At 51.9% G+C, this 18,805-nt stretch carries 13 protein-coding genes; 4 read left to right on the forward strand and 9 right to left on the reverse strand.

Annotation, left to right across the window (positions count from 1 at the left end; translation table 11 throughout):
• Positions 1-25: 25 nt before the first annotated feature.
• Complete coding sequence (locus tag HY774_13365; protein ID MBI4749472.1) at positions 26-1,360, reverse strand: FAD-dependent monooxygenase; 1,335 nt, start codon at positions 1,358-1,360, stop codon at positions 26-28.
• Positions 1,361-1,447: 87 nt separating this feature from the next.
• Here HY774_13365 and HY774_13370 point away from each other — a divergent pair, with 87 nt between their 5' ends.
• On the forward strand, positions 1,448-3,592 hold the full coding sequence (locus HY774_13370; GenBank protein MBI4749473.1) for an SUMF1/EgtB/PvdO family nonheme iron enzyme: 2,145 nt from the start codon (positions 1,448-1,450) through the stop codon (positions 3,590-3,592).
• Between the two features lie 212 nt (positions 3,593-3,804).
• On the opposite strand, the gene HY774_13375 is transcribed toward HY774_13370, so the two are convergent.
• Positions 3,805-4,827: an intradiol ring-cleavage dioxygenase gene (locus HY774_13375; GenBank protein MBI4749474.1), complete on the reverse strand. Its 1,023-nt coding sequence runs from the start codon at positions 4,825-4,827 to the stop codon at positions 3,805-3,807.
• A 282-nt stretch (positions 4,828-5,109) separates the two neighbouring features.
• Positions 5,110-5,931: a Spy/CpxP family protein refolding chaperone gene (locus HY774_13380; protein ID MBI4749475.1), complete on the reverse strand. Its 822-nt coding sequence runs from the start codon at positions 5,929-5,931 to the stop codon at positions 5,110-5,112.
• A 243-nt stretch (positions 5,932-6,174) separates the two neighbouring features.
• Here HY774_13380 and HY774_13385 point away from each other — a divergent pair, with 243 nt between their 5' ends.
• Positions 6,175-6,885 (forward strand): response regulator transcription factor, encoded by a 711-nt coding sequence (locus HY774_13385; GenBank protein MBI4749476.1) that lies wholly within the window; start codon positions 6,175-6,177, stop codon positions 6,883-6,885.
• A 362-nt stretch (positions 6,886-7,247) separates the two neighbouring features.
• The gene (locus HY774_13390; GenBank protein MBI4749477.1) at positions 7,248-8,627 is read left to right on the forward strand and encodes a HAMP domain-containing protein; all 1,380 of its coding nucleotides are present in this window, start codon (positions 7,248-7,250) and stop codon (positions 8,625-8,627) included.
• Positions 8,628-8,730: 103 nt separating this feature from the next.
• Here HY774_13390 and kynU read toward each other — a convergent pair whose 3' ends face one another.
• The 6 genes from kynU to HY774_13420 form a co-directional block, all read right to left on the reverse strand.
• The gene (gene kynU, locus HY774_13395; protein MBI4749478.1) at positions 8,731-9,993 is read right to left on the reverse strand and encodes a kynureninase; all 1,263 of its coding nucleotides are present in this window, start codon (positions 9,991-9,993) and stop codon (positions 8,731-8,733) included.
• A 153-nt stretch (positions 9,994-10,146) separates the two neighbouring features.
• Positions 10,147-12,204: a dehydrogenase E1 component subunit alpha/beta gene (locus HY774_13400; protein MBI4749479.1), complete on the reverse strand. Its 2,058-nt coding sequence runs from the start codon at positions 12,202-12,204 to the stop codon at positions 10,147-10,149.
• A gap of 280 nt (positions 12,205-12,484) precedes the next feature.
• Positions 12,485-13,507 (reverse strand): ketopantoate reductase family protein, encoded by a 1,023-nt coding sequence (locus tag HY774_13405; protein MBI4749480.1) that lies wholly within the window; start codon positions 13,505-13,507, stop codon positions 12,485-12,487.
• A 5-nt stretch (positions 13,508-13,512) separates the two neighbouring features.
• Positions 13,513-13,869, reverse strand: coding sequence for an Hpt domain-containing protein (locus HY774_13410; protein MBI4749481.1), 357 nt, complete (start codon positions 13,867-13,869; stop codon positions 13,513-13,515).
• Between the two features lie 358 nt (positions 13,870-14,227).
• A complete protein-coding gene (locus tag HY774_13415; GenBank protein ID MBI4749482.1) occupies positions 14,228-15,022 on the reverse strand; it encodes a hypothetical protein in 795 nt (264 codons plus the stop codon).
• 173 nt (positions 15,023-15,195) lie between these two features.
• On the reverse strand, positions 15,196-16,119 hold the full coding sequence (locus HY774_13420) for a GntR family transcriptional regulator (protein MBI4749483.1): 924 nt from the start codon (positions 16,117-16,119) through the stop codon (positions 15,196-15,198).
• A gap of 288 nt (positions 16,120-16,407) precedes the next feature.
• On the opposite strand from HY774_13420, the gene HY774_13425 reads away from it, so the two are divergent.
• Entirely contained in the window at positions 16,408-18,615 is a 2,208-nt protein-coding gene (locus HY774_13425; protein ID MBI4749484.1) for an ATP-dependent RecD-like DNA helicase, read from the forward strand.
• The last annotated feature ends 190 nt before the right edge of the window (positions 18,616-18,805 follow it).

Below are 18,805 nucleotides of genomic sequence, written 5' to 3' on the forward strand. Positions count from 1 at the left end.
CCCCAAGCCCTAAGCCCTGCTTTTTTCAGCCCAGGTTCCCCAAAACCCACCAACCGGCGAGCAAAAGTGGCAGCAAGAGTATTCCAATCCCCGCCATCAACAAAATTCGATCCTGTTTTTGGGCCCGTTCCACCGCATCGGCATAGGGAATCAAGGTGAAGGAAACCATGGTGTAGAGCGGGAGGTACACGCCCGGCAACAAGGTGGCCAGGAAGTTGTCGAGTTTCTTTTTCATCAAAAACCAGGGAGAAGCCACCTTGTCCCGCATTTCCAGATAGTTGGCAATCGCCAGTTCTGAGAGGACATCGGTGTTTCGTTTACGCCGTGACTGATAGGCTTCAAAAACGGCGGGCCAGTCTTCGCCGTGCATATCCATACAGGCATTCAACACTGAGCAATCTTCAAACGAGGCGTTCATCCCTTGACCGTAAAATGGAACCACCGCGTGGGCCGCGTCCCCGGCCAGCACAAAGCGTCCCCGGTAATGCCACGGGGCACACCGAACCGTGACCATGGCACCCGTCGGGTTGTGGAAAAAGTCTTCGACCAGTGTCGGCATCAGTGGCACGGCATCCGGGAAATGGAGCGTGAAAAAGCGCCGCACGTCCTCTGGGGTTTTCAGCGATTCAAAGCTCATTGGCCCCTGGTGTGGAAAAAAGAGCGTGCAGGTAAATGTTCCATCCAGGTTTGGCAGCGCAATCATCATGAAATCGTGGCGCGGCCAGATGTGAAGTGCATTTTTATCAAGGGCATGAGCTCCATCGGGAAGTGCCGGGATGGTGAGTTCTTTGTAGCCGTGACTCAAAAACTGCTGGCTATAGTCAAAGCGCTCGGTCCGAACCTGCATGGTATCGCGAATGGCCGAATAGGCGCCATCCGTGCCGACAACCATTTCGGCTGAAACGGTTTTAACTTCTTTGGTGAGCTGGTCTTCGAGTGTGATGGTCGTGCGATTGAGATCGGCCCCGACGCATCTATGGTTAAAGAATACCTCGACGTTTGGGTAAGTTTCCGCCAAATTGATCAGGGCAACATTGAGTGCATTGCGTGAAATCGAATAGATCACTTCCTGGTCGTTTTTCCCATAGGGCTGGAAAGTCAGTTGACCCGTCGGGGAATGAATCATTCGTCCCCGCATCGGAATCGCCAGCTCCATCAACTTGTCACCAATGCCCACTTCCTGCAAAGCATTGATTCCACGTCGGGAAAGCGCGAGATTGATTGACCGTCCTCGGGGGACGGGGCGATCTCGCATATCGTCGTTGCGTTCAAAAAGCGTCACTTTATAGCCGCGTTGAGCCAGATAAACCGCCATCAGGCACCCGGCTAACCCCGAACCAACCACAGTAAAAGAAGGCATGGAAAAAAACTCCTGTTTGACAGTCGAAGTGAAGCGAAAGAATATAGCATACCCTACTTAATTTCGGTTTCGGAGCGCCCCAGCACAATGAAGCAATGTCCCGACTGTAAACGAGTGTTTCGCGATGACGAGATGGTATGCCCTGAGCATGGGAAATACCTGACACCACAAATGATCCTGGATGGGAAATACCGGCTGGAGGAAAAAATCGGTGAAGGCGGCATGGGCGAAATCTATCGTGCCACGCATATCCGTCTTGGAACAACCTGGGCCGTGAAAATCCTCAACCTCGATTTACTTTCAGACGAATCTTCGGTTCAGCGATTCTGGCGTGAAGCCCAGGTCTCAACCCAGATCAATCACCCAAATGTGATCAATGTCGTGGACATCGTCGAATCGAAAGAATGCGGCGTGATGTACATTGTGATGGAACACCTGGTTGGAAAAAACCTGAAGGAACGGCTCTATGAAGGGCATTTTCTGACCTGGGAAGAAATCCATCTCGTCCTCAGACAGGTGTGCAATGTGCTTGATTGCGCCCACGCTAAAGGGATCATTCACCGGGATTTAAAGCCGGATAACATTTTTCTGGTGGATACTCCGGAGATTGCCCGGTCAGTCAAAGTGCTCGACTTTGGCATTGCCTATGTGGGGAGGGATATGCGGTTGACCATGACCGGCGAATTGATGGGCTCGCCGGAGTATATGTCTCCCGAACATTGTGAAGACCGTGACATGGATTTTCGCGCTGACATCTACACCCTGGGCGTGGTGCTCTATGAACTGCTCACCGGAGACGTGCCGTTTTCGCTGTTGCGCTATGGCTATCAAACCATCATGGTCAAGCACCTGAGCGAACTTCCGCGCCGAATTCGCGAGATTCGGCCCGATGTTCCTGAAGCCGTCGAAGCGGTGGTCTTAAAAGCACTCAGTAAAAATCCAAACCAGCGCCAGCAATCAGCCTTGCAGCTTGCCCAGGAGTTTGAGGAGGCGTTGATAACCTCAGGCATTCACTTAAAAGAGCTGTCGTTTCCATTACTTCAAACCCAATCAACCAACGCCATGCCGGATGTGATGGGGGCGCCATCCCCGTGGAGCATTTCTCCCCTGACCCAGGAAAGCCCGACCAGTTTGACCAACCCTGGGACGGAGACGTTGGATCCGTTTACCTCCCCGCTGGCATCTCCTCTGACCAAAGAAGATTTGGACCCGGTGACGGATCCGGCGGAAGATGTAGTGGTTGAACCGGCTGAAACCATTGAAATGAATCCAGGGCCGGCGCTGACTGAAGATTTTCTGCTGCCATCTGTCACCCAAGAAGTACCCTCTGGGCATGACCCGCTGGCCACAAATCCAATTCACATTGCCGCACGCGAAGGGATGATGCTGCCGCTGCGAACGGTTTCGTTTGAGGTTGTGACGCTCAACACGTTTGGACAGGTCGTCTTTCAAACCAAACGTCAGGCTGAAATTTTTGATGAACCGCTGGTCAGTGGTGATTTTCTGGAGATGATTGAAATTCCATCCGGTAGTTTTGAGATGGGTGACACTCTGTCGGAAGCTGAGCAGCCCGTTCATAAAGTGGTGATGCCAACCTTCTTTATCAGTAAATTTCCAATCACCCAGGCGCAATGGCGCGAAGTCTCAACCTGGCCAAAAGTTGAGCGAGATTTAGTACCGGCGCCATCGAAATTTTCAGGCCCCATGTTTCCAGTCGAACAAATTACCTGGGATGATGCGATGGAGTTTTGTGCCCGTCTGGCCAAAAAGACCCACCGGAGCTATCGCCTGCCGACCGAAGCCGAATGGGAATATGCCTGCCGGGCAGGGACGGTTTCGCCCTTTGCTTTCGGGGAAACCCTCACGGCTGAGATTGTGAACTACAATGGGGAATACCCCTATGGTCAGGCGCCGAAAGGTGAAAATCGTCGGAAACCAACCCCCGTTGGCAGTTTGCATATCCCGAATGCCTTTGGCGTGTATGACATGCACGGAAATGTCATGGAATGGTGCCTGGACGTCTGGCATCCGACCTATGTGGACGCTCCGACCGATGGAAGCGCCCGCCGTCACACTGACGACCAGCGGTATCGGGTGGTACGAGGCGGTTCGTGGAATCACAGCGCCCATGACTGCCGCTCCGCCTACCGATATGGCCGGCTTCCGGATCTGAAAAATAGTTATCTGGGATTTCGGGTGGTGATGACGTTGAGCGACTGGTGGCGGGCTTGAAGAAGAATGTGGTTAGTGGTTAGTGGTTAGTGGTTAGTGGTTAGTGGTTAGTGGTTAGTGGTTAGTGGTTAGTGGTTAGTGGTTAGTGGTTAGTGATTAGTGATTAGTGGTTAGAAATCAATGCTTTCGAAGAAGCACCAGGCACAATGAACCAGGGACTAGCCACTAACCACTAACCACTAACCACTAGATGGTTTCTTCATTCCACAGGGTCAGGGGCGGGTAAACTGGAACTCACTCGAAATCAACCCACCTGGATTTCTGACCTGTAAGGTAACGGTTTGCCCGGAGGCAATTTTTTTGCCAGCTTTTTTGGCAATCAAGATACTGGTGGGATTGGTGGTGTCGTTGGTGGTTTTCTTTTGGGAAACGCCATTGACCAGCAGGGAAGCCCCGCTGTCAAAATTGCTCCCAGTCACGATCAATTGCTTGCCGTTGATGACGGCACTGGAAATAGCTGGTGATTCAGAGGTTGAAATTCCTTCGAGGGCAATGTCAAAAGTGGCCAGATACCCTTGCTCATCCAGGGTAACTGGAAGCAGCAACTGGTCTCCGTTATTGCGATAAATGCCATCCTGGGTATTGCGGGTGTTTCGCGTCCCTTTTGAACTATAGGGAGACTGGGAATGCACCAGATCAGTGACGGTATCGTCAAAATAGAGTTGTGACGTGAATTCGTGGGTAACGCTGGAGCCGTTAAAGAGTCGGATTTTAAAATGGATGTGAACCGTGCGCCCCGTGTACCAGCCCGGATAAATGGTAATGAATTCAACCGCACCGTTGGCATCGGTGACCTGATACCCGCGCAGGAATTTCTGGCCTACGGTATTAAATCCTTCGCCAGTATCCCGCACGTCGGAATAAACCCCCAGCGCATCACAGTGCCAGATATCAACCAGAGCACCTGGCAGCGGAACACAACTTCCTGCGGTTGTTCGGGTGACATTGATTCTTAACCGGAGCGGCGTTCCATCCTTCACGGTGTTATTGGTGGGATCCATTCGAATATCAGAGCGGTTGAGCATTTCATCAACAAAATAGGGACCTTCGGTTTGTTCTGGCCTGACCACACAGGACAGAGCATCCGCTTTGACAGTTGGGAGGGATTTGGAACTGGACCAGAATCCAGGAGGCAAGGTTTCCCACCCGGCGAGCATGGCCACTCCGGTGGCTCCAAAAAGCCGAAGCAAATCACGCCGGCTTGAAAAACGGTTAGTCAGGTGTTTTTTGGCCATAAGGAATTCCTTTACATTTGGGATGAGATGGCGGGGAATGTGCCAGTATTTTGATTCAGTCGCCTGAAGGAATTGTTTTTTGAGCCGTAGGTGCTATCAACTTGTGAAAAAATCCCGCTGCCGTCGGACAGCGGGAGAGATGTGTGTAGCGAAGTAACTGGAAGGAAAGAGCTATAGAAACGAGAGAAGGGGGAGCCGGCGGACCGGCTCCGGACGCTGTTTTGGATTCGGCCTGGTGAGTTCACAAAACAGCCTGTCCCAACTGAGAGTCCCAGATCAAAGTTATTCCGCGCTGTGACGACCAAACCGTTCGCCCATCATCATTTTCATCCGATCATGGAGCGCTTCAGCCGTGGCACGTTGTTCCGGGGTTAAAATCGCATCATTTTTGAGCCGGGTTCGTTCACGTTGCACAATCAGGTCGGTCATGGTCTGAGTCTGTTGATCAAGCAGGGCATTGATCTGAGTTTGGTCGGCGGTGCCGGTGGCAGTCAGGGTTTTCAGTTGCTGGTTTTGGGTATGCAGTTGTTGCACTAAATTCGAAACGACTGGGCGGTCAGCTTCAAGATTGGTTTGGATTTTGGCTTCTTGTTCTGGGGTCAGACCCAACACTCTGGCCATTCGCTCTTCACGATGATGGGCGCCCATAAAGGGCATTGGGCCAAAACCTCGATCAAAATTCGGTCGAAGGCTTTCAGCTTTCTCAAGCTGTTCAGCCGTCAAAATCTTCTGCATTTGACTGCGAGTCTCGGTGTGGCGCAATTGCAGGCTGGTCATCAGTTTCGCTTGCTGTTCAGCCAGGGCCCGGACTTCAGCTTCGTGAAACTGACCATCGGCATTGACGTCGCGAATTTGATCCTGGAATTGGGAAAGTTGTTGAAAGATGGGCTTGACGGCCTGATGTTCGCGCGCCATCAAGGTTTTCATCTCTGATTTTTGGGCGTCGGTTAAATTCAATTCCTGAGCAAATTGAGCCCGGCGGTCCTTCATCCCTCGTCGTTCTGGGTGCTGGCCGAATGCAAAGGTTTGAGGAAGGAAAGTGCTCAACAAAACAGCACCCAAAACGGCAACACTGCCAAAAAGGAAAAGAAATTGTTTTTTCATGGTCGGTTCTCCTGCGGGATAAGATCTGTGATTGCCAGAGCCATTCACTGTGTATTGGAAGATACGCCAGTTTGGTCAGATGTGCGGTCTAGGTATGTCAACGGTGCGTCAGGATTTGTCATGAAGACGCTGACCTTTCTTTACAGAAAAAATGGAACCGGTCGAGTATAGTCAAAAAAAGTATTTGGAGTGCTGTGACTTGTCACAGCTTTGATTTCCAAAAAACCTCAGCCCTGCAAACCTATGGACTCAATTTTACTCATTGACGATGACATTGAACTGTGCCAGCTCATGGAAGAATACCTTGAGCCTGAAGGATTTTTAATTGAAAAAGTCCACACTGGACGACTTGGGGTTGAGCGAGCTTTGGCGGGAACCTATTCACTGGTTGTCCTGGATGTGATGTTGCCTGAATTGAACGGTTTTGACGTCCTTCGCCAGATTCGGGCACGCTCAAAAGTACCTGTCTTGATGTTGACCGCCCGTGGGGAAGATGTGGATCGAATTGTCGGCCTCGAAATCGGTGCGGATGACTATCTGTCCAAGCCATTTAATCCACGTGAGTTACTGGCTCGAATGCGCGCCATCCTACGCCGTACCCGCCCGGAACCAACCCCAACTGGTTTGGTTTCACCGACAGAAAAAATCCAGGTCAATGATGTCGAACTCGATCCCCGGTCGCGAACTGTCCGACGCGGTGGAAAATTGATCGAACTGACCACGGTTGAATTTGATTTACTCGATGCGTTGCTCAGAGCGGCTGGCAATGTCGTCTCTCGCGAACATTTATGCGAAACCGCGTTGGGTCGCTCATTTCATCCTTTTGATCGCAGCATTGATATGCACATCAGCAACCTGCGCAAAAAGCTCGGGACACGATCTGGCGGGCAAGAGCGGATTAAATCCATTCGGGGCGTTGGGTATATCTACACCTTTGACAGTGATGAGGCGTGAATCTGGGTTCCGGGTTCCGGGTCTTTGAAGTTTGATCCTTTTTGTCCTTTTCGGGCTCTTATGTCATTTTTGTTTTTTTCCTAATAAGTACCTTACCGAAAATTTCCAGACATTTTAACCACGAAACACACGAACGACACGAAAAGAATCAAACACTTACCAAGCCCAATATCTCAGGAAACGTATGACAAGGTACTTACTACAGCGAGGTTTTGGTTTTAACCTGCGAAGCGGGTGATGGCTCGTAGCCCAGGGGTTGCACCCTGGGCTATATGCCTTCCGCCCAGTTCCTGGGCTCAAAACCAGGCTTCAATACCAAACCTCGTTGTAGTACTAAAACCCTGAACCCTGAACCCTGAATTATGCAAAGCCTTTTTCTCAAAATTTTTCTCTGGTTCTGGCTGGCAATGGCGCTGATGGTTGCGGCATTGATTCTCGCCACGATGACGGTTGATTCCTCTGACCGTCGGTTTCGAACTTCGTTTGGGCGAATGATTTCGGTTCAGGCATTGAGTGCCGTCGAAACCTATGAGCGGTCTGGGGCGGCTGGCCTGACTGGTTTTTTAGAGCGAGTCAATAAAGTTTCAGGCTTACGCGGATATTTTTATGACCGGGAAGGGGTTCTGGTCAGTGGGATTGGGGCGGATAGTCCTGAAAAATCCGGCCTGGCTCAGCAAGTGAAAACTCAGCGACGAGTTCAAGTTGAATCACTTGAAACTGTGATGCTGGTGGCGACCCCAATTTTTGATTCCAAAGGGACCTTATTTGTCTACATTGAAGAAATTCCGCGTCCCCCATTCAATCCATGGCTCGGAAATCCAGAGGTTCTGTCAGTCCGCATTTTTGCGGTGGTGTTGACCGGGAGCCTGGTTTGTTATGGACTGGCTCGCTATCTGGCCCATCCGATTGAGAAATTACGGGTTGCGACGCAACAATTTGCCAATGGTGAATTGACTGTCCGGATTAGTTCAGCAATTGGGCGGCGACGGGATGAAATCGGCCAACTGGCACATGATTTCGATGGGATGGCTGAACGCATTGAAGGACTGGTCAATTCACAACGACGGTTGCTAAGTGATATTTCACACGAACTGCGCTCTCCGCTGGCTCGCCTGTATGTCGCGCTCGGTTTGGCCCGCCGTCGGTCAGGGCCAGACGCAAAAGCCGCGCTCGACCGAATCGAACACGAAACCGAGCGACTCAATGAACTGATTGGGCAACTTCTGACGCTCACGAAACTGGAAAGCCATTCCTTGTTGGCTGATGCTGAAACTTTTGATCTTGGGCGGCTGGTTCAGGACGTGGCGGCGGATGTGGATTTTGAAGCGCAGGCCATCAACCGTGGAGTTTCTGTGGAGGCTGTCAATTCATGCCGGTTGACTGGTTCGTACGAACTGGTTCGGCGGGCAATCGAAAATGTGCTCCGCAACGCGATTTCCTACACGCCAGAGCAATCTGAGGTCAAAGTTTCACTGGAAACTTTTTCAAGCGGTGGCAATCAACTGGCGCGAATTACGGTGCGCGATTTCGGCCCTGGCGTGCCGGAAGCGGAACTGAACCGAATTTTTCAGCCCTTTACCCGGGTTGGCGATGACCGTGACCGTAAAACCGGCGGCATCGGACTCGGTCTGGCGATTACTGAACGAGCAGTAAACGCTCACGGAGGCACCGTGCAGGCGGCAAACCTCCCTGATGGGTTTGAGGTTGCATTGACCTTGCCGTTGTCTGAACAACACCTTTAAACCTGCCAGGTTTTATACCATTTTGGAGTGAATACCTCGTATTATGGGAAAGCTAAGCCCTTGAAGAACTTAGATTTCCTTGACCCCTGACCCCAAACTGGTATTAGATGAGCCCTTGCCAGATTTGGGCAAAGCGCCAGACTTCATGAAAGGTATTGTACAGCGGTACTGGCGCGACCCGGATGACGTTTGGTTCGCGGAAATCGCCAATCACCCCGACTTCTTCCAGGCTCTGAAATACAGCGCGTGCTTGATCAAAAACCCGGATTGAAATCTGACACCCACGGTCTTTAAGTTCACGGGGAGTTATGACGGATGCTGTGCCAGTCTGGTTTTGATCAAGCAAGTAGAGCAGATAACTGGTCAATTTTTCGGATTTTTCCCGAAGTGCCAGGATTCCCGCTTCGTGAAAGACATCAAGCGAGGCTTTGAGGGCCGCCATTGACAGAATTGGCAGATTACTCAACTGCCAGCCCGCAGCACCAGGTTGTAAGTCAAAGGTGGGTCGCATTTCAAAGCGAATCTGGGGTTTGGTGCCCCACCACCCGGTAAAGCGTGGCAGTTCCGGGGCGTTTCGATGACGCTGGTGGACAAAACACCCGGCCACGGCACCAGGGCCTGAATTCAGGTATTTGTACGAACACCACACCGCAAAATCAACGTCCCAGTCATGCAGCCGAAGCGGTACATTTCCGACCGCATGGGCCAGATCAATCCCCACCACACAGCCCTGTTGATGAGCTGCCTCGGTGATGGCCGCCATATCAAAGACCTGGCCCGTCAGGTAGTTCACGCCGGCAAACATCACGAGCGCAATTTTCTGACCATGTTCTTCGATCAATGCGACGATATCTTCCGTGCGGAGCGTGTCTTCACCTGGACGGGGATGGGCTTCGAGGAATGCCGATTCCGGGTCAAATCCATGAAACCGAATCTGGCTCTGGAGGGCATACTGGTCCGATGGGAAAGCGTTGGCTTCGAGCAGAATCTGATGGCGAGTTGCCGTTGGACGAAAAAACGAGACCATCAACAAATGCAGGTTGACGGTCAGGCCATTCATAATCACAACTTCTTCGGGCTGGGCACCGACCAGTTCGGCCATTGGTCCAAGCAGGGCCTGTTCGTACGAAACCCACGGATTGTGCTCTTTAAAGTGTCCGTGGACCGCCAGTCGTGCCCAATCGTCAATTTCCCGCAGAACTGATTCACGGACTCCCCTGGGCTGCAATCCAAGTGAATTTCCACAGAAATAAATCAGCGGTTCGCCAGTTGAACTGGGTTCCGGCTGGTGAAACTGGTTTCGGAAATGGGCAAGCGGATCAGCCTGATCCAGTTGGAGTGCAAAGGCTTCGGTTGGAAGAAACATAAGGACTGACAGGGTGACAAGATGACAGGGTGACAAGATGACAACTGACAGAGTGACAAGATGACAGGGTGACAACTGACAGGGTGACAATAAGCAGATTTGTCATTCTGTCAGTTGTCACTTTGTCACCCTGTCACCTTGTCACCTTGTCAGTTAGTACTCGGCCAGTTCTTTGATCCTGGCCAGCACGTCGGGGATTTGCGGCAGGATGTAATCTTCAACTTGTGGCGCATAGGCCACAAAGGTATCGAGGCCGCCGATACGTTGCACCGGGGCATCGAGGTACTCAAACAACTCGGTACCTATCCGGGCAGCCAGTTCGGCACCATAGCCCCATGAAAGCGGTTCTTCGTGGGCGACAATGACGCGGTTGGTTTTCTTGACTGAGGTGGCAATGGCTTCCCAGTCATAGGGAACCAGTGTTCGCAGGTCAATCACTTCGACGGAAATGCCTTCTTTTTCAGCCTGTTTGGCAGCCACGACAGATTGTTGCACCAGCGCGCCATAGGTCACGATGGTCAGGTCATCGCCGGGCCGAACCAGGTTGGCCTTCCCAAAGGGGATCATATAATTTGAACCGGGGTTCCGTCCTTTATTATATGCCTGGCGATAGAGGTGTTTGTGCTCAAGGAAAATCACCGGGTCTTCGCACCGGATGGCTGTTCGGAGCAGCCCATTGGCATCCTCGGCGTTGCTTGGGAAAACAACCCGAAAGCCCGGTGTGTGGGTAAAGAGGGCTTCGGCACACTGGCTGTGATAAATCGCACCGCCTTTGAGGTAGCCGCCGGTTGGGACTCGAACCACCACGGGTGCCGCAAACGCATTGTTTGACCGCCAGCGCATCAGGGCCAGTTCATTTCGCAGTTGCATAAAGGCTGGCCAGATGTAATCCATAAACTGGATTTCAACCACGGGTTTGAAGCCGCGAGTCGCCAGCCCGATGGCCCGACCAACAATGTTGGCTTCGGCCAGTGGCGAGTTATAGACGCGAGTTCCACCGAATTTTCGCTGCAGGTTGTGGGTGACTTTAAACACGCCGCCTTTGCCTTTGACTTCCGTGAGGACTTCTTCACGGCTGGCATCGGCCACATCTTCGCCAAAGACCACAATCCGTGGATCGCGTGTCATTTCGTCGTGCATACAGGCATTGAGCAGGTCAACCACGGTCAATGGTTTGTCGGCGTCAAAGGTGGCCGGGCTGTCAAAATCGGCTGAGGTTGGGTCTACGTCAGGTGAAAAAACGTACCGGGTTGCCGTTTCGGGGGCTGGTTGCGGAGAGGCCAGGGCCGCGTCGGTGGCTTCAGTCAATTCTTTTTCGACTTCGGCTTTGAGGGCCGCCAGACCGTCGGCGGTCAAAATGTTTTCGGCGATCAGAAAATCAGCAAAGGTTTTGATTGGATCGCGTTTGGATTCTGATTCGCGTTCACCGGGCAGGCGATAGAGTTTTTCATCGTCTGAGAGGGAATGTGAATAGGGGCGGATGACCTGGGCATGCACCAGCGCGGGTCCACGTCGGGCACGGGCATAGTCCACGGCTTCGCGCATCACAGAATAACTCGCCAGCGGGTCCGTTCCATCAACTTCCAAAATCAGCAAATTCGGAAAGCCGCGCACCAGCTTGGAGATGCTGCCGCCAGCGGTTTGAACTTCAATCGGAACTGAAATCGCATAGCCGTTGTCTTCGATGACAAACACAACCGGAAGTTTCAGGTTGCAGGCCGTATTGAGCGCTTCAAAAAATTCACCTTCGCTGGTGGTTCCATCGCCAGATGAGCAATACACCACTTCATCGGCTTGAAAACTGGTCTTAAACGGCAGATCAGTATATTTCAACTCTGAGTGTCGGAAGCTGGCTTCAGCGCACCCAACCGCTTGCAGAAACTGAGTGCCGGTGCAGCTTGATTTCGAGACAATGTTGAGGTCCTTATGCCCCCAATGTGAAGGCATTTGACGACCACCGGAATTTGGATCGGCTTCGGCACCAACTGCGGCCTGCAGCATTTCCAATGCTGTCATCCCCAGTTGTAAACACAGGGCACGGTCACGGTAATAGGCATAAAACCAGTCATAGGCTGGTTTCAAAACCTTTCCTGCTGCGACCAAAATCGCCTCATGCCCGGCACCGCTGATCTGAAAATAGATTTTGTTTTGACCTTTGAGTTGAATCTCTTTGTCGTCAATGCGACGTGAGAGATACATCGTGCGGTACATCTGGACGAGTTCCTGGGGCTGCAAGCCGTGGTATTTTTCAGGTTGCTGAATCGTTTGCACGGGTAATTCTCCTACGGAATGAAAACATGGTGCTGCCGCCGCAGTACCAGTGATGATAATGAATGATTGGCGGTATGAAAGAAATAAATGACGGGAAGAAGACGCATCCTACCGGAACCAGACAGGTTCCACAACTCTCCTTCCAAAATGACCTGATGACGCAATGACTTTCAGTCGCTTGACTCAATGCCGCAGTCGCTTTGTCCGAGCCGACAGTGTGTCATTGCTCCATTTGGTTGATGGCTTGTAGAAGTTGGGGGAGGGTGTATTTCCCAGGACCGCTGTGCTCACGAACTGAAGCCAGCACACCCTCGCGCAAAACCGAATTGCAGGGGGTTGGCACGCCAAATTGATTGCCTAAGCGCACAATTTCGCCGTTGAGCCACTCGACTTCAGTCACTGGGCGACCAAGACGCAAATCCTGCCAGGTCGAAGGATAAGATCGTTCGTGCTCTGGGGTGTCATCCAAAACCGTGGCGGTTGAGCCGTGGTTGCGCACCATTGATTCCACCTGAACGCGAATATCGAAAAAGCCGAGTTCGTCAGTGTAATCAATTCCCGCCGCGTCGAGGACGCGCATGCCTTCTCTCACCACGCGTTCCATCAAAGCCACATTTTCCGGAATACTCAAAGCCTTCTGAAGCCACAGGTTTTGGAGTGAAAGGGTGGCATTATTCAGATTGGCGAGTAATTTCCCCCATTTCAAGTTGATGATTTTGGGGTGCTCACCGGTGCGAAACCCAATCGCGGCGGCATCTGCCGCCAGTGTTGCCGTCAAGGCATCGGTGCCGGTTGGATATTTGCCGAAGTAGATTTGATCAAGGATGGTGCGCCGAACCACGCCTGGGCTGATGAAGTTGGCGTTGACGTTGACCAGGGCGCCATAGACGTGCGTGAAGTGGGGGCTGAGTTGGGGCTCGTTCTCCACTCCGTTTTGAAAACTGACGACCGGGATGTCCGAAGGGAAATGAGCTTTGAGTTGAATCAGGCTTTCGGCTGTGTGCGGAGATTTGACACACACAAACAGAATGTCGTGCGGATCTAGGGTGATTGAACTGAGGGTGTCAGTCGCAACAATTGGAACCTGGATTGTTTCACGGAGCTGTTCCACCACCAGGCCGTGCCTCTGGATGTGGGCAACATGTTCTGATCGGCCAACCAGGATGACATTGCGTCCAAGATGGGAAAGTAACCCTCCGTAAACACTTCCAACTGCTCCGGCCCCAAAAATGATGTACCGCATGGCTTTTAGACGGTTGATAAAATTTGGCTCACTCGGGCAAACTCAGCTTCCAGCTCATCGAGCAGTGCAGCCGCTGTGACAAAGTCCCGTTCAAGTCCTTTGTGCTCAAGCGTGGCACACAACTGGATCATCCGGCAAGCGCCAAAGTTACTGCTGCTGCCTTTTAGTGTATGGGCCGCACTCTTCACGCGCTCGCCATTGGCAACGGCAATATTTTCCCGAATGGCCACCAGATGCAGCGGTGTATCTTCAAGGTAGAGCGACACCATTTCGCGAAAAAAACTATCATCATCCCCATCCTGAAGATTGATTTTCAGTGTTGTGAGAACTTTAAAGTCAATGGAATCATTCTGATCAGTCATAAGTGACAGGATATTGGAGGAAAGAGGTGAAACCGGAAACCACTCAAACGGCCACTGATGAGCACAAGCCCGGAATTTGTTGAGAATGAGGTGTTTCCAGTTTGGCGACGGCCCGAGGGAAAAGAAACATCACCTGGTAAAGAATTCAGAAACTATCGCATACCCGATTCTCAGGGCGCAACGGTTCCGGGTTCCGGGTTCCAGGTTTGAAAAACAGGGTTCGAGATTCCGGGAAAGGACATCAAGGACGACAGGGACAAAAAGGACCAAAATTCGAAAACCCGGAACCCGGAACCCGGAACCCGGAACCCGGAACCCGGAACCCGGAACCCGGAACCCGGAACCCGGAACCCCCAAATCACGCTTGCTTGATCAGTTTGGCAAAGGCCCGGAGCCCGCTCACAATATCTTGATTATCAACCGCCTTGAGCATTGAGCGTTCGACTTCGTCGCTGAGCATCTGCATGCGATTGTGGAAGGTCTGTTCGGTTTGGTGGAGTGCATTTTGGAGTTCAGTCAAATCGCTTCGCAGTTTGCGGTCGGTCTCGTTTCCAGTAATGAGCTGACTATCAATGTTTTTGAGATGTTCGTTCACGGCTTCCATCTGGACTTTGAGTTCGCGAACGTCATTGACCAGTGAAATGACATCATCGCGTGGATATTTCACTTCGCGGCGAATTTCTTGCAGTTTGGCCCACAAAAACTGATGGGCGGCATGGGCTGGACGAAAGAAGGTCGCCAGCAAATAAAAAGCCGCAAAGTAGTATCCGGTTTGACCTTGTGACCAGTAGGTCACGCCGGCAATCACCGCTGCGGCACCGATGTGTGCTCCAATCGCCGTCACCAGTGTGATCCATCGCATCCGCAGTAGATATTTTTCACGGTCTGGATTGACTGCAATCTTCCGCTCGTGTGAAAGGTGCATTTCAAACAGCAGCGCCCGGATTTCAAAGTGCAAATCCCAGGGCACTTTCAGAATCACCATCAACCCGGTCAGGCACAGAAATCCCATGCCGACATTGAGTAACACCGCACCTGAAACCTGGGGCAGCGGACTCCAATGAAACACCCAGGACAATACACTCAAAACGCCAAAGGCCAGACATCCCAACACGCAAAGCCCAAGGATGGCTTCAAAGAATTTTTTCGACATGGTTTTTCGGACTTCCTTTCGAAGATGAGTGAATGATAGGGCGTAAGCCTAGCCACGGCAGGTTCGCGGAGAGAATATCAGTATGGCGGTTTGTGGGTTGTCCCATCCGTGGGGCTGGGGGCTAGGGGCTGAGGGCTGAAGACTTCCGCCCCGAGCTTGCGAGTCTTCAGCTCTCAGCCCTCAGTCTTTTGAGGTAAAAACTGTTCGACAAAGGTCCGCAATTCGGCCAGCGAAGTATCAGACAACACATGGAAAACCCAGGCTTTACAGTCGGCGGGAATCAGTTTGGCGGTCAACACATCGGTGAGCAGAAAGCCGCAGGCGCGTAACCCGCGATTCCATTCCGGTTCGCGGGCATCGCGGAAGTTCAGTGCCAGTGAGTCAACCCCCGCTGCCACGAGTGTGGTATGGGCCCAGCGCAAGAATTCCGGCCAATGTGAGACCACCGTAACCACCGAATCCGCCGCCCGAATATCCTTGACCGGGAGTGTTTGATGAACTGACCTTGCTCGCAAAAACATGCAGTTATAATCAGGTGGCAGGTCAGCCCGGACATGCTCGGCCAGACCATACATGGCAATCGGCGCCGAATTTTCCAACATTTTTGGATCCGAACAGGCTTCAAGTCCAGCGCCAATCGCCGGAAACCCTGTGAATTCAGTGATTTCAGCCACCAGGATGCGACGAAATTCCGGGTCGCGTTCAATCAGCAGAAAATGATCCGGCGGCTGAATCGCCATCCATTCCTGGACCGAAGCTTTAATTTCAGCCAGTGAAAACCCTTGCTGGCGGGCAATTTTAATAAAGGTTGAAATAATCTGGTCGAGCTGAAGCCGTTTATTAAACTCAGTTTCGCCAGCCAGCTCTCGGACATAGACTCCGCTGCCTTTGCGGAACTCAACCCATTTTCGCCGGGCCAGGTCGCGATAGGCGGCACTGACCGTGTTGGCGTGGATTCGAAACCGTCGCGCCAGTTCGCGGGTACTCGGGAGTTTTTGACCCGGTTTAAGGTCATTGCTGACAATTGCCATCATGATCTGCGTGGTAATTTGTTCGCGGATCGGAACTTCGCTATTTTTCGATAACCAGAGTTGCATAAGAAAATCAATCGGTTTCAGGGTTTTCGGAAGGGATGAGGGATGAAAAAATCACCATGTCACCATGTCATTCGGTCATCTGGTCAGGATTTGGGGTTCAGGGTTCAGGGTTTGCCCCTTGAGAAAATGACAATGTGACAAAATGACAACGATGACAAGCTTGCCTGATGATAAAATGATCAAAAGAACACACAAGACAACAAATGATTCAGAACTTCGAACCTTGAACCTTGAACCCTGAACCCTGAACCCTGAACCCTGGTTTTCGAACCCCGAACCCTGAACCCTATGGACTCGACTCAACCCAGAATTTTAGTCGGTGTTGTTGAACGTGTAACCTATCATAATGCAGATAGTGGTTACACGGTTGCTCGTTTACGCGTGGCTGGTGAAAAAGATCAGGTGACAATCACCGGGAATTTCCCGGCGATTACACCCGGAGAAACCCTCCGCTTGACTGGGGTTTGGATCAGCCATAAACAATATGGCCCGCAATTTAAAACCAGTTCCTATGAGGTGTGTAAGCCAGCCACCATTGCCGGGATTGAAAAATATCTTGGGTCTGGATTAATCAAAGGGATTGGACCTGTCACCGCCAAACGAATCGTGGCTCATTTTGAAGACAAAACACTCGACATCATTGAAAATGAAATCGAGCGGCTACTGGAAGTTGACAGCATCGGCAAAAAGCGGGTTCAGATGATTACCCGGGCCTGGGCTGAACAAAAAGCTGTTAAAGAAGTCATGCTTTTTCTCCAATCGCACGGGGTGACGACACACTTTGCGGTCAAGATTTTTAAGGAATACGGCCCTCGCGCCATTCAAACCGTTTCAGAAAACCCCTTTCAACTGGCGCGAGACATTTACGGCATCGGGTTTAAAACGGCTGACCAGATTGCCGCCAATCTGGGAATTGCGCCAGATTCAGTCGAGCGGATTCGAGCCGGAATTACCCACATTCTGTCAGACGCCACCGAGAACGGGCATTGTTTTTTACCTGAATCAAAACTGATTGCCGAAACCGAAGCTCTGCTCACGACCAACGTTCCGGAATTGATCCGGCGCACAGCCATGCAAATGGCCCACGAAAAGGAAGTCCAGCTTGAAGTTCGACCGGCACCAGATGACGACGACCCGGAACGGTTATTCTACCTGCCGTCGCTCTGGTATGCCGAACAAAACGTGTCCCGATTACTGCGCGGGTTGCTGGCCAGACCGCTCAATTATGATGAATTGAAAGTCTTTAGCTGGCTTGAACGCTACACGAGAAAAGAAAAACTCGAACTCTCTGACGAACAAAAACTGGCGATTTTGACTGCCACTCAGCACCGGGTGATGATTCTGACTGGCGGCCCTGGGTGTGGGAAAACCACGACGCTCCGGGTTATGGTGAAACTGTTGACGGCGATGGGGAAGCGGGTCCAGTTGGCCAGTCCCACCGGTCGGGCATCACAACGACTCTCGGAAGTGACTGGCGTCGAAGCCCGCACGCTCCATCGGTTGCTGGCGTTTGACCCCAAAGAACGCGCCTTTACACGCAATGCCGAGTTCCCGCTTGATGCCGATGTGGTGATTGTGGATGAAGCCTCAATGCTCGACATTGTACTGGCTTCGCACCTGCTCAAGGCGGTTCCATCCACCGGGCAACTGGTGCTGGTGGGCGACGTTGATCAGTTGCCGTCGGTTGGTCCAGGCCGAATGCTGGCCGATGTGATTGATTCTAAAGTGATTCCGGTCATCCGACTGACCCAGGTGTTTCGTCAGGCGCAGGGAAGCCTCATCATTACCAATGCTCATCGGATTCGGGACGGACACTTTCCGCGATTGATTGCCCCCGGTGGTGCGGAAGTCACCGATTGTTATTACCTTGAGGCTGAAGAACCCGAAGATATTCACAAGCTGCTCATCAATGCCGTAACTCGAAGCCTTCCCAAACGGTTTGGATATGATCCGCTGGCTGACATCCAGGTGTTGACCCCGATGAACCGTGGTTCGGTAGGCGCCGCCGAACTCAATTTGATCTTGCAGCAACACCTCAATCCGTTTGCTTCAAACAAAGAGCAAATCGAGAAAATGGGCCGTGTCTTTCGCGAAGGCGACAAGGTCATCCAGAAGGTCAACAATTATCAACTCGAAGTCTTTAATGGAGATGTGGGCCTGATTCGCAACATTGACACCGAAAATCACACGGTCTGGATCGAATTTTCCGAGCGCGAAGTCGAGTATGACTGGGCTGACCTGAACGAACTGGGGCACGGTTTTGCCATGTCGGTTCACAAAAGCCAGGGTTCGGAATATTCGGCGGTGGTGATGATCCTGCATGCTCAAGCCTGGCCGGTGCTCAGCCGAAATCTGGTGTACACCGGACTCACCAGGGCGAAAAAAACCGCCGTCCTCATCGGCAACAAACGTGCCATTGGCGCCGCCATGCGCAAAATGGAAGCCAGTACGCGCAACACCCGGCTCGCTGAAATTTTGCCGTTGCCGATTGAATGAAGAATGAAGAATGAAGAATTGAGAATGAAGAATTGAGAATGAAGAATTGAGAATGAAGAATGACCTCAATTTCGCCCCAAATAGCACCCTGTTGCGCAAAGATCAGTGCCGACCAACCCCGGACCTTGCTCGCAACGGGAGATTTCGTCGAGCCGTACCTGGCATCAAACTTCACCACAGGCTCCTGATG

The organism is Acidobacteriota bacterium, from assembly GCA_016208495.1.
Lineage (GTDB): Bacteria > Acidobacteriota > Blastocatellia > Chloracidobacteriales > Chloracidobacteriaceae > JACQXX01.

What these genes read in the sequence shown, in the direction of transcription:
- HY774_13370 (MBI4749473.1), top strand. Translation starts at nt 1,448, where the DNA reads ATGAAGCAATGTCCCGACTGTAAACGAGTGTTTCGCGATGACGAGATG.
- HY774_13425 (MBI4749484.1), top strand. Translation starts at nt 16,408, where the DNA reads ATGGACTCGACTCAACCCAGAATTTTAGTCGGTGTTGTTGAACGTGTA.
- HY774_13410 (MBI4749481.1), bottom strand. Translation starts at nt 13,869, where the DNA reads ATGACTGATCAGAATGATTCCATTGACTTTAAAGTTCTCACAACACTG.
- HY774_13400 (MBI4749479.1), bottom strand. Translation starts at nt 12,204, where the DNA reads ATGTACCGCACGATGTATCTCTCACGTCGCATTGACGACAAAGAGATT.
- HY774_13415 (MBI4749482.1), bottom strand. Translation starts at nt 15,022, where the DNA reads ATGTCGAAAAAATTCTTTGAAGCCATCCTTGGGCTTTGCGTGTTGGGA.
- HY774_13390 (MBI4749477.1), top strand. Translation starts at nt 7,248, where the DNA reads ATGCAAAGCCTTTTTCTCAAAATTTTTCTCTGGTTCTGGCTGGCAATG.
- HY774_13380 (MBI4749475.1), bottom strand. Translation starts at nt 5,931, where the DNA reads ATGAAAAAACAATTTCTTTTCCTTTTTGGCAGTGTTGCCGTTTTGGGT.
- HY774_13375 (MBI4749474.1), bottom strand. Translation starts at nt 4,827, where the DNA reads ATGGCCAAAAAACACCTGACTAACCGTTTTTCAAGCCGGCGTGATTTG.
- kynU (MBI4749478.1), bottom strand. Translation starts at nt 9,993, where the DNA reads ATGTTTCTTCCAACCGAAGCCTTTGCACTCCAACTGGATCAGGCTGAT.
- HY774_13385 (MBI4749476.1), top strand. Translation starts at nt 6,175, where the DNA reads ATGGACTCAATTTTACTCATTGACGATGACATTGAACTGTGCCAGCTC.
- HY774_13365 (MBI4749472.1), bottom strand. Translation starts at nt 1,360, where the DNA reads ATGCCTTCTTTTACTGTGGTTGGTTCGGGGTTAGCCGGGTGCCTGATG.
- HY774_13420 (MBI4749483.1), bottom strand. Translation starts at nt 16,119, where the DNA reads ATGCAACTCTGGTTATCGAAAAATAGCGAAGTTCCGATCCGCGAACAA.
- HY774_13405 (MBI4749480.1), bottom strand. Translation starts at nt 13,507, where the DNA reads ATGCGGTACATCATTTTTGGGGCCGGAGCAGTTGGAAGTGTTTACGGA.